The organism is Mesorhizobium sp. WSM4310, from assembly GCF_007003935.1.
GTDB lineage: Bacteria > Pseudomonadota > Alphaproteobacteria > Rhizobiales > Rhizobiaceae > Mesorhizobium.
Genome location: NZ_VFTA01000013.1, coordinates 106,971 through 118,953 on the forward strand (window position 1 = coordinate 106,971; position 11,983 = coordinate 118,953).

An 11,983-nucleotide genomic window follows, 5' to 3' on the forward strand; every position below is an offset into this window, starting at 1 on the left:
CGATGTCAGCATTCTTCATCAACCGGCCGATCTTCGCCTGGGTGATCGCCATAGTGATCATGCTGGGCGGCCTGCTCGCGCTTACCACGCTGCCGATCTCGCAGTACCCGCAGATCGCGCCGACAACGGTCAGCATCAGCGCCAGCTATCCCGGAGCCGATGCGCAAACGGTCGAAAACTCGGTGACCAAGGTTATCGAGCAAGGCATGACCGGCATCGACAATCTCGACTACATGACGGCCACCTCGACCTCGACCGGCTCGGCCTCGATCACGCTGACCTTCACCAGTGCGGCCGATCCCGACACCGCCCAGGTGCAGACGCAGAACAAGCTGCAGCTGGTGCAGTCGCAGCTGCCGCAGGTGGTGCAGAGCAACGGCATCACGGTCTCGAAATCCTCCACCGGCTTCCTGATGGTCATCGGCTTCGTCTCAAGCGACGGCAAGATGAATTCGACCGATCTCGCCGACTATGTCGACAGCACCATCAACGACACGCTGAAGCGCGTCGAAGGCGTCGGCTCGACGCAGCTTTTCGGCTCGGGCTATGCCATGCGCATCTGGCTCGATCCGGACAAGCTCGCCAAATACGCGCTGATGCCGAGCGACGTGGCCTCGGCGATCGAAGCGCAGAACACGCAGGTCTCGGCCGGCCAGCTCGGCGGCCTGCCGGCGCGCAAGGGCCAGCAGCTCAATGCAACGGTGACCGCCAAGAGCCGGCTGCAGACCGCCGAGCAGTTCCGCAACATCATCCTGAAGAGCCAGACGGACGGCTCGCTGGTGCGCCTCAACGACGTCGCCACCGTTGAGCTCGGTGCTGAAAGCTACACGACGCAGGCCAATTACAACGGCAAGCCGGCGGCGGGTCTCGCGGTCAATCTGGCGACCGGCGCCAACGCCATCAGCACCGCGGAGGCGGTACGCACGACGATCAACCGGCTGAGCTCGACCTTCCCGCAAGGCGTCGAGGTCGTCTACCCCTACGACACCTCGCCCTTCGTGCGGCTGTCGATCGAGGAGGTGGTCAAGACGCTGGCCGAGGCGATCGTGCTGGTGTTCCTGGTGATGTTCGTCTTCCTGCAGAATTTGCGGGCGACGATCATCCCGACCATCGCCGTGCCGGTGGTGCTGCTCGGCACGTTCGGCGTGCTGTCGCTGTTCGGTTATTCGGTCAACACGCTGACGATGTTTGCCATGGTGCTGGCCATCGGCCTGCTGGTCGACGATGCCATCGTCGTGGTCGAGAATGTCGAACGCGTCATGCAGGAGGAAGACCTTTCGCCGAAAGAGGCGACGCGAAAATCGATGAACGAGATCACCGGCGCGCTGGTCGGCATCGCCACCGTGCTGTCGGCGGTGTTCGTGCCGATGGCCTTCTTCGGCGGCTCGACCGGCATCATCTACCGGCAGTTCTCGGTGACCATTGTCTCGGCCATGGTGCTGTCCGTGCTGGTCGCACTGGTGCTGACGCCGGCTCTGTGCGCCACGATCCTGCGACGGCCCAAGGACCATGCGACGCAGACCGGTCCGTTCGGCTGGTTCAACCGCGTCTTCGACCGCGGCACGACAGCCTATCGCGATGGCTCGCACGGTATCATCAACCGGTCGTGGCGCTTCCTGGCCGTCTTCCTCGCCATCGTCATTGCCATGGGCTGGATGTTTTCCAGGCTGCCGAGCTCGTTCCTGCCGGAAGAAGACCAGGGCATCCTGATCACCAGCGTGCAATTGCCGGTCGGCGCGACGCAGGACCGCACCGAGCGCGTGCTGGCACAGGTGACCGAGCACTATCTCAAGGACGAGAAGGATGCGGTCGAAGGTGTCTTCACCGCGTCGGGCTTCGGCTTTGGTGGCGCCGGGCAGAATGTCGGCATCGGTTTCGTGCGGCTGAAGGATTTCAGCCAGCGCAAATCGCCGGCTTCCGCCGCGCAGGCGATCGCCGGCCGCGCCATGGGGGCTTTCTCCAAGATCAGGGACGCGCAGGTCTTCGCGCTCGCGCCGCCCGCCATCCAGGGCTTTGGCAATACCAACGGCTTCGACTTCTACCTGCAGGACGTCAATGGCGCCGGCCATGACGCGCTGATCCAGACGCGCAACCAGCTTCTGGCCCTGGCCGGCCAGAGCAAGGTGCTCGCCAACACGCGCCCCAACGGCCAGGAGGACCAGCCGCAATTCTCGGTCGACATCGACCAGGAAAAAGCCAGCGCGCTCGGCGTCAGCCTTGCCGATATCAACAACACGCTGTCGACCGCCTGGGGCAGCGACTATGTCAACGATTTCATCGATCGCGGACGCGTCAAGCCGGTCTATCTGCAGTCGGATCCGAATTTCCGCATGCAGCCGCAGGATTTGGACAAATGGCAGGTGCGCAATGCCAGCGGCGCCATGGTGCCGTTCTCGGCCTTCGCCTCCAGCCACTGGACATTCGGTTCACCCAGGCTGGAACGCTACAATGGCTCGGCGGCGGTCGAGATCCAGGGTGCGGCGGCCGCGGGCGTGAGCTCAGGTGCGGCGATGGACGAGATCGATAGGCTGGTGGCGCAGCTGCCGCCCGGATATTCCCACGAATGGACCGGGCTGTCGCATCAGGAGCGGCTTTCGGGCAACCAGGCGCTGTCGCTCTATGCGATCTCGGCCCTGGTCGTGTTCCTGTGCCTGGCGGCACTCTACGAGAGCTGGTCGATCCCGTTCGCGGTCATGCTGTCTGTGCCGATCGGCATTTTCGGCGCGCTCGCGGCGGCAACGCTGTTCGGCCAGACCAACGACGTCTATTTCAAGGTCGGCCTGCTGACCACGATCGGGCTGGCTTCCAAGAACGCCATCCTGATCGTCGAGTTCGCCATAGAGCGGCAGGCGGCCGACATGGGGCTGGTCGAGGCGACGCTGGAGGCGGCGCGACAACGATTGCGGCCGATCCTGATGACGTCACTGGCCTTCATCCTCGGCGTCACGCCGCTCGCCATCGCCAGCGGCGCCGGTTCGGGGGCGCAGAACTCGGTCGGCATCGGCGTGATGGGCGGCATGATCGCGGCAACGGTGATCGGCGTCTTCCTGGTGCCGCTGCTGTTCGTCACCGTGCGGCGCATCTTCCAGGGCAGGGCGGCTAGACAAGATACGGGCGAGAAGCCGGCGACAGCCAACCAGCAATAAGGAAACTTCCCATGACAGGTTTTGAACGTGGCCCGGTGGCCGCGGGGCGGCTCATTGTGCCCATGATCACGGCTGTTCTGCTCACCGGATGCGTCGTCGGCCCCGACTATCGCACGCCCATCTTGCCGATGCCGGCAAACTGGAGCGGCGAGAAACCGACGAAATCCGTCCAGCCGGCGCAGCTGTCGCAATGGTGGCAGCGCCTGCGCGATCCGCAGCTCAACACGCTTGTGGAGGAAGCGGTCGCCGGCAATCTCGACGTCGCCACCGCCAAGGCCAAGATCCGCGAGGCGCGCGCCAGCTATCGCCAAAGCGCCGGCACGTTGCTGCCGTCGCTGGACGGCTCCGGTTCCGTCACGCGCAACCAGTCATCCGAGACCACATCGGGGAGCAATTCCATCTACAGCGAATATCAGGCCGGTTTCGACGCCAGCTGGGAACTCGACCTGTTCGGCGCCAACCGCAGGGGCGTCGAGGCGGCGCGCTACGGCGTCGACGCCGCGCAAGAGGAATTGCGCTCGACGCTTCTGACCATGGTCGGCGATGTCGCGTCCTACTACGCCCAGGCGCGCGGCTACCAGGCCCGCATAGCGCTCGCCCGGCGCTCGGCCGTTTCGCAGCGGCAGACCGCCGAACTCACCCGCACCATGGCCCTGGCAGGGTCGGCGACGGCCGCCGACGTCGCCAAGGCGATGGGGCAGGCGGCCAGCACCGAGGCCGCGGTGCCGACGCTGGAGGCAAGCTATGCCGAGGCGGTGCATCGCCTGTCGGTGCTCACCGGCCGGCCGCCGGCCGCACTCAGCGTGCGGCTGAAGCTGGGCGGGCCGATCCCGTCGCCGCGCCTGCCGATGCCGACGGGCATTCCCGCCGACATCCTTTTGTCGCGCCCGGATGTGCGCATGGCCGAGCGGCAATACGCGCAATACACCGCCAAGGTCGGCCAGGCCGAGGCGGCACGCTATCCCTCGGTCAGCCTGACCGGGAACATCAGCACGGCGGCGCTCAATCTCGGCGACCTCGGCAAGAACTCGTCGATCGGCTGGTCCTTTGGGCCGACGATCAGCGTACCGCTGTTCAATGCCGGCCAGTTGCAGGCGGCCGCCGACGTCGCCCGGGCGCAGCGCGACCAGTATTTCATCGCCTACCGGTCCTCGGTGCTGACCGCGCTGGAGGATGTCGAGAATGCGCTGGTGCTGATGGCACAGGAGCGCATCCGGATCAGCAAGCTTGCCGCGTCGGCGAAATCCTATGGCGAGGCGGCAAATCTCGAAGGCACACTCTACAAGGCCGGCGAGACCAGCCTGCTCGACGTGCTCGACGCCCAGCGCTCGCTCTACTCGGCGGAAGACTCGCTGCTGCAAAGCCGCGTGCTGTTGGCGACCAACTACATCGCCCTCAACAAGGCGCTCGGCGGCGGCTGGGATGGTGTGATCGACAGCACGAAACCCGAGATCGTCGACATCAAGACCGGGCCAAGGCTGGCCAAGGTGACGGCGCAGTGACAGGTTTGCGCCTGCCATGGGGGCTGCGCGGCATTTGCGATGGCGGCCTCATTCGCTTCCGATGCGGGCGTTCAGTCCGGTCTGGCCGGCGGCCAGTTGCAAAAGCTGGGCACGCGAGGCGACCTCCAACTTGCGATAGATGTTGTTCATATGGATTTTCAGCGTGCCTTTCGAGATGCCGATATCGAGCGCGATCCGCTCGTATGGCTTGTCCGTGGCAACGAGCCGGGCAATCTCCAATTCCCGTCTGGTCAGCCGTGACGACAGCTTCTGCCATTTGATCCGGCGGGAGGCCTCAATCTCAAGGGCTTCGCCGATAATTTCGGCAGGCAACCAGTGACCGCCGGCGGCGACCTGGTCGATGCATCTCAGCAGCGTGCCGACGGCGGACTCCTTCAGCACGATCCCGGCGACGCCGGCCATGACCACATCGTAAAGCTGGCCTTGTGACGCGCCAGCTGTCAACATCACACAGCGCGTGGCCGGCGTTTCCTTGCCGAGTTCTACGGCGACGTCGAGCCCGCTGAACCCCGGCATGTTCAGATCGATCACCGCGATGTCGGGCAAGTCCTGCCTGATCCTGGTCACAGCGCTCCTGCCGTCCAGCGCCGAGCCGACAACCCTATAGCCGGGGTCGCGGGCAATCAGGTTTTCCAGGCCGTGCAGGAGCAGCGGATGGTCGTCGACAATGAACACAGTGGTGACCATACGCTCCAACCCCATCCGGCTCGCACACCCCATGCGATAACCCACCCCGGCAGCAGCATCGCGCCTCCGATAAGAATTAGCAACTACTAATTGATGTCGATACGCTTCCGGCACCAAGGTGCGTGGTGCCGGATTGAAAACAGAGCAGTTCCGGTGCGTCATTGCCAGTTCGTGATTTGATGAGATCATGGACTTTAATCAACTCATCTCGTATTTGAGAGTAAAACACGGAAATAGTTTTATACAGTTCGGCTAACGTCGTGGTTTTTACTGAAATAACGATGCTATTTAACGATGTTGAATTTTCATTTGCGCCTATAACCGCGGTTATATGGACGTGCTCATTGCAACCTGCGAAATATGGTTAGGGGAATATTAAGGTTCTGGCGGTCGGCGTCGATCGGGCGAGCCTGGGCTATGGGGCGTGAGCGTGGCAAGCAGCAAGACGGCACCTGTGTTCCGTCGTCCAGCGATGGCTGGCGAGGCGAGTTCAGACTTCGCCGCCGCTCCAGAACTTTGTCCAAATGCGTCCCCTTCTTTTCACGAAACGATCGCTCGTCGGAATGCCGCGTTCCGCGGGAGCCGGGCGCTCGGAGCTTGCAGTCAACCTGGATAGACGGTCGCGACATGAGCGCTGACCGGACGACACTGTGGAGGAAACAACAATGGCAATAGATCTGGGCTCGGGTGTCCTTCTCGAGGCAACGACCGAAGGTTCGGGAACCGGTAACTACGATTCGTTCCTGCGGCTGCAGGCGACGGGTGTCGAGGAGGGCTTCAACACCGACCAGAACGGCAACGTCCTCGACAACAAGGCGTCCTTCACCCACGACCTGCAATACAGCAACATGCAGTCGATCACTGTCAACGGCATCCAATATATCGAGTTTCGGCTGGACCTCAACGAAAGCAACAGCGCGGCAAACGGCGACATCACGCTGACCGGCCTGGACATCTACATCTCCAATGCCGGAGCGACCCTTGCCGACTACAATGCAGGCTTTGCCGGGTTCACCTCCGTCTTCCATCTGGGTCCCGATCAGCTGCTGATCGATTCCAACCATGGTTCGGGAACGGACGACTATCGAGTGCTGGTCCCGGTCAGCGACTTCACGGCGGCCGGTGTCTCACCTGGATCCTATGTGACGCTGTTTTCGAGCTTCTCAGGTTCCAATGGCGGCTTCGAGGAGTGGCGCACCCTTACGACACCCGGCACCGGCACCGACACGCCCGGAATTGGCATCGACAAGGTCACGATCGACGGAGCGGCAGCGGGCGACGGCCTGACCGTGCTCACCGGCGATGCGATCAGTTGGCAGTACACCGTGAGCAATACAGGCAATGTCGCCTTGTCGAACGTCGCCGTCACCGACGACCAGGGTGTGGTCGTGGCGCCGGTTCTCAGCGGCGGTTTCAACGTCGGCGACGTCAATCACAACAATCTGCTCGACACCACCGAGACCTGGAGCTTCACCGGCAGCGGTACGGCCATTACCGGCGACTATGCCAATATCGGTCACGTTTCCGCTTTGGCAGGTGCTGTTTCAGTCACCGACGACGATGGCTCCAGCTATTTCGGCGCCGATCCGCAGATCGTCATCGACAAGGTGACGGTCGACGGTGCGGAAAAGGGCGACAATCTGACCATCCTGACCGGCGAACCGATCTCGTGGGAATACACGGTAACCAATGGCGGCAACGTCGCCCTGTCCGATGTCACGGTCAGCGACAGCGACGGCGGCGTGACGCCGGTCGCGGTGACCGGCAACGGCCATGTCACCAACATCGGCGACGTCAACGACAACAACATGCTCGACATCGGCGAGGTCTGGAAGTTCTCGGCAAGCGGTACTTCCATAACCGGCCCTTACAGCAACACCGGCACCGCCTCCGGCTCCTTCACCGACGATGCCCTCCACACCCGGACCGACACGGCCACCGACGATTCCGGCTATACCGGCGCCAACCCGCATATAACGCTCGACAAGAAGACCAATGGCGTCGACCACGGCCTCGACATCCTCCAGGGCAAGCCGGTTACCTGGACCTACGATGTAACGAATGACGGCAATGTCGCGCTCGCCAATCCAGCCGTCACCGACGACAAGGGCGTCACAATCACCGCGATCCTCGGGGGCGATCTCAGCCATAACATTGGCGATACCAACGTCGACGGCGTATTCGACATCGGCGAGACCTGGCATTACAAGGCCACCGGCATCGCGCAGCTTGGCGATTACGTGAACACTGCAACGGCCACCACCGATGCGTATGTCGACACGGCCGGACATCCGCGCACGCCGACCGCCACCGACAGCAGCGACTACGAGGGCTTCTCGAACAAGGCGCTGACGCAAGGTTTCTGGGGCAGCCACACCGATGCGTGGGATGGCGTCACGGGCCACGAGAGCAATCCCACCAAAAGCGCTTTCAACAGTGGCGTCATCTGGGGCCTGGACATCAACCCGCGCCACGACGGCAACCTGCTGCTCGGCGACAGCAATGGCAACGGCGCTGTCGACGCCGGCGAACACACCCTGCTGATCTCGAACTCCCTGGCCGCCTCCATCGAATCGAGCTCGACTGGCGGTGACGCGCGCACCATCATGCTGCAGCAGGCGATCGCCACCCAGCTCAACATCGACAACCACGTCGCCCAGCCCAACGACCTGATCAGCGAGGCGGTGATGTGGCTGAAGGGTGAGGGGGCATGGGCCGGTCTGGTCAATCTCGACACAAACCATGACGGCAAAATCGACACCAACGCCGCCGGTACGGCGCTGGCGGGCAGTGCCGTCAAGACCAGCTCGGATGCCTGGACCAAATATGTCGACGTCACCGATCCAAGCTCTGGCATCGCAGACTGGAATGGCGGCAAGGAAGCCGACGGCGAGGGCCTGAAGAACGCGCTGATGTGGTTCAACCAGGGGCAATTGGTGACATCCGGGCCGGGGGGCCATGTCGCCTGGTTCGATGGGACCAACATCGTCGACGAGCATCCCAATACGCTCGATCAATTCTGGCTCACGCTGCATGACGTTGGGGGCCTGACGGGCGTCGCCTGAGGCAGGCCCCGGCCTTCCGGCCGGGTGCCTTAGCCGCGGCGCCGCCCGCATGACACGGCATGGGAAGGGGCTCCACCATCTTCAGCTTGGCGCAGGCAAGGACCAGGTCCTTGGGTCTGGTTTCGATCGCCTGCGCCGTTTTTTCGGGGCTGGGCGGCGTGCTGGCGCGGTCGCCTGGCCTTGTGTCGGCCTGCCTGGCTCTGGCGGGATTCGGCGCGTTTGCGCTGTTTCGGGCACGCGGTCGCGACACCGCTGAGCCCGGTCCGGATGCCCCCCGCGTCGCGGCGGCGCGAGGCCCCGCCAGTCCCGGTGTCCGGCAGCGGCCACCCAAAGCCCGGCAGCAGGGATCGGAACTCGCGGCGGCGATCAAATCCTGCCGCTCGGCCTTCATCGCCATCGCGCTGTTCAGCGGTGTTCTCAATGTGCTGATGCTGTCCAGTTCGATCTATATGCTCGAGGTCTATGATCGCGTGCTGCCGAGCCGCAGCGTGCCGACGCTGATCGGCCTCAGCCTGCTTGTGGCCGTCCTCTATGCCGGCCAAGGCGTGCTCGATTTCATCCGCGGTCGCATCCTGGTGCGCATCGGCGGCGCGCTCGACGAGGCGCTGGGCGCTCGTGTCTATTCCAGCGTCCTCAAGCTGCCGCTCAAGGTCGGGCGCAACGGTGACACCATGCAGCCGGTGCGCGATCTCGACAGCGTGCGGACCTTCCTGTCGGGCTCCGGGCCGACCGCGCTGTTCGATCTGCCGTGGCTGCCACTCTATCTGGCCATCATCTTCATGTTCCACGTGCTTCTTGGCGTGACGGCCCTGATCGGCGCGATCGTGCTCGTGCTGTTGACCATCTTCGCCGAGCGGCTGACGCGCAAGCCGGTCACATCGGGCACCCAGACCGGCATCGTCCGCAACGGCCTGACCACGACCGGCAACCGCAACGCGGAAGTCATCGCGGCCCTCGGCATGGGCGGCCGGATGGCGAAACGATGGGAAGAGGCCAACCGCGACTACCTCGCCGAGCAGCGCAGCGTCAGCGACATCGCCGGAGGCTTCGGCGCCGTGTCCAAGGTGCTGCGCATGCTCTTGCAGTCGGCCATGCTCGGCCTCGGCGCCTGGCTGGTGATCGACCAGCAGGCGACCGCGGGCATCATCATCACCGCCTCCATCCTGAGCGGCAGGGCGTTGGCGCCCGTCGATCTGGTCATCGCCAACTGGAAAGGTTTCGTGACGGCGCGGCAGGGCTGGCAACGGCTGACCAGGATTCTCGCCGCATTGCCGGCCGATGCCGAGCCGATGGCCATGCCGGCACCGAGCCGCCACGTCTTCATGCAGAACGCCAGCGTCGCCGCGCCCGGCACGCCGCGGCTGCTGGTGCAGGACGCCAGCTTTGCGCTGGAAGCGGGACATGCCGTCGGCATTATCGGCCAGAGCGGTTCGGGCAAGTCGACGCTGGTCAGGGCGCTCGTCGGCGCCTGGCCGTCCGCCGCCGGCAGGATCAGGCTCGACGGCGCCGACCTCGACCAGTGGTCGCCGGAGGACCGAGGCAAGTTCATCGGTTATCTGCCGCAGGACGTCGAACTGTTTGCCGGCTCGATCGCCGAGAACATCGCGCGTTTCGAGCCCGACGCCGATCCCGCATTGGTGATCGCAGCCGCCAGGGCAGCCGGCGCGCATGATCTCATCGTCGGTTTCCGCGACGGGTACGAGACGCAGATCGGCGAACTCGGCGAGGCCGTCTCGGCCGGCCAGCGCCAGCGCATCGCGCTGGCCCGCGCGCTCTATCGCGATCCGTTCCTGGTGGTGCTCGACGAACCCAATTCCAACCTCGACGCCGAAGGCGAGCAGGCGCTGTTCCAGGCGATCGTTTCGGTGCGGCAGCGTGGCGGCATCGTCGTGCTCGTGGCCCACCGGCCAAGCGCGCTCGGCACGGTCGATTTCATCCTCGCCATGAACCAGGGCCGCGTCCAGGCGTTCGGCCTCAAGGACGAGGTTCTGGCCAAGCTGTTTCCGCGGCCGCAACCGGCTGTGGCCACCGTGCCGCACCTCAGGCTCGCCACCGAAGGGCCGGCGCCATCACCCGGCGTGGCGGCGGCGGGCGAGTGAGAGGCGCAACGATGCAAGGCACCTCTCACCAATCCATCCGGCACTACATGCGTTTGGGCCTCATTGCGGTCGCGCTGCTGGTCGGCGGCGTCGGTGGCTGGGCCTCGCTGACGCGGATTTCGGGAGCGGTCATCGCCTCCGGGGTCCTCGTCGTCGATTCCCACGTCAAGGATGTGCAGCATTCGACCGGAGGCATCGTCGGCGAGATCGCGGCGCGTGACGGCGACCGGGTCAAGCGCGGAGCGCTGCTCGTGCGCCTCGACCCGACCGTGCCGGCGGCCAACCTTGCCGTCGTCACCAAGGCGCTTGACCAGCTGTCGGCACGCGAGGCGCGCCTCGAGGCCGAACGCCGGGGCTCCGACACCATCGTCTTTCCGCAAGAGCTTCTCGATCGCCGCGGCGATCCGGCGATCGCCGAGATGATGGCCGGCGAGCAACAGGTTTTCGAGACAAGGCGTGCGGGTCGTTCCGGCCAGAAGAGCCAGCTGCAGGAGCGCATCCAGCAGCTGCAGAAGGAGATTGGCGGCGACACGGCGCAGGTCGAAGCCAAGTCGCAGGAAATCACGCTCGTCGAGGAGGAACTGGCCAGCATACGCGCACTGTGGAAGAAGCGGCTGATCTCGATCGATCGCCTGACCGCCATGGAGCGCGAGTCGGCCCGGCTCGACGGCGAGCGCGGCCAGCTGACGGCGGCCCTGGCACAGGCCCAGGGCAAGATCGCCGAGATCAATTTGCAGATCCTCCAGATCGACCTCGAACTCGGCACCGACGTCAACAAGGATTTGCGCGAGATCGACGGCAAGGTCGGCGAGCTGACGGAACGCAAGATCGCCGCCGAGGACCAGCTCAGGCGCATCGACATCCGCGCGCCGCAGGACGGCGTCGTGCAGCAGTCCATCGCCCACACCATAGGCGGCGTGATCACGCCTGGCCAGACGATCATGCAGATCGTGCCCGACAGCGACAGCCTGACGGTCGAGGCCAAGATCGCGCCGAGCGACATCGACCAGCTCTGGGTCGGCCAGCCGGCGGCGCTGCGCTTCTCGGCCTTCAACCAGCGCACCACGCCGCAAATCAACGGCACGGTCGAACTGACCTCACCGGACACGACGACCGACCAGCGCACCGGCATCAGCTACTACACCGTTCGCATCGCGACCACGCATGCCGAGGTGGCACGCCTCGGCGAGGTCAGGTTGGTTCCCGGCATGCCGGTCGAATCCTTTATCAAGACCGCGGACCGGACCGTGATCTCCTATCTCGTCAAACCGCTGCAGGATCAGATCAGCCGCGCCTTCAGGGAATGAGGGAACTGCAATTGCGGGGCAGGCCTCGGCCTGCGCACGATGATCGGTCTTTTCATACACGGACGGCAGGGCTGCAGGTGATCGTGCCACGGCTGGCGGGGCAGCGCACGGCGTCGTGAACAAAATGTGTAACCAAAATCGGGGCCGTCCGTTTAT

General features: G+C 64.4%; 6 protein-coding genes. 5 read left to right on the forward strand and 1 reads right to left on the reverse strand.

Annotated features, from left to right (window positions below):
• The first annotated feature begins 2 nt into the window (after positions 1-2).
• Positions 3-3,146 carry an efflux RND transporter permease subunit gene (locus FJV80_RS16350; RefSeq protein ID WP_142876932.1) on the forward strand — a complete coding sequence of 1,048 codons (3,144 nt, stop codon included), beginning with the start codon at positions 3-5 and terminating at the stop codon, positions 3,144-3,146.
• Positions 3,147-3,157: 11 nt separating this feature from the next.
• The gene (locus FJV80_RS16355) at positions 3,158-4,648 is read left to right on the forward strand and encodes an efflux transporter outer membrane subunit (RefSeq protein ID WP_142876933.1); all 1,491 of its coding nucleotides are present in this window, start codon (positions 3,158-3,160) and stop codon (positions 4,646-4,648) included.
• Positions 4,649-4,696: 48 nt separating this feature from the next.
• Here the strand turns inward: FJV80_RS16355 and FJV80_RS16360 are convergent, their stop codons facing one another.
• Entirely contained in the window at positions 4,697-5,545 is an 849-nt protein-coding gene (locus tag FJV80_RS16360; protein WP_142876934.1) for a response regulator transcription factor, read from the reverse strand.
• Between the two features lie 476 nt (positions 5,546-6,021).
• Here FJV80_RS16360 and FJV80_RS16365 point away from each other — a divergent pair, with 476 nt between their 5' ends.
• From FJV80_RS16365 to FJV80_RS16375, 3 genes are all read left to right on the forward strand, one after another.
• Positions 6,022-8,421, forward strand: coding sequence for a hypothetical protein (locus tag FJV80_RS16365; protein WP_142876935.1), 2,400 nt, complete (start codon positions 6,022-6,024; stop codon positions 8,419-8,421).
• A 365-nt stretch (positions 8,422-8,786) separates the two neighbouring features.
• Positions 8,787-10,520: a type I secretion system permease/ATPase gene (locus tag FJV80_RS16370; protein ID WP_142885590.1), complete on the forward strand. Its 1,734-nt coding sequence runs from the start codon at positions 8,787-8,789 to the stop codon at positions 10,518-10,520.
• An 11-nt stretch (positions 10,521-10,531) separates the two neighbouring features.
• A complete protein-coding gene (locus FJV80_RS16375) occupies positions 10,532-11,827 on the forward strand; it encodes an HlyD family type I secretion periplasmic adaptor subunit (RefSeq protein ID WP_095775203.1) in 1,296 nt (431 codons plus the stop codon).
• The last annotated feature ends 156 nt before the right edge of the window (positions 11,828-11,983 follow it).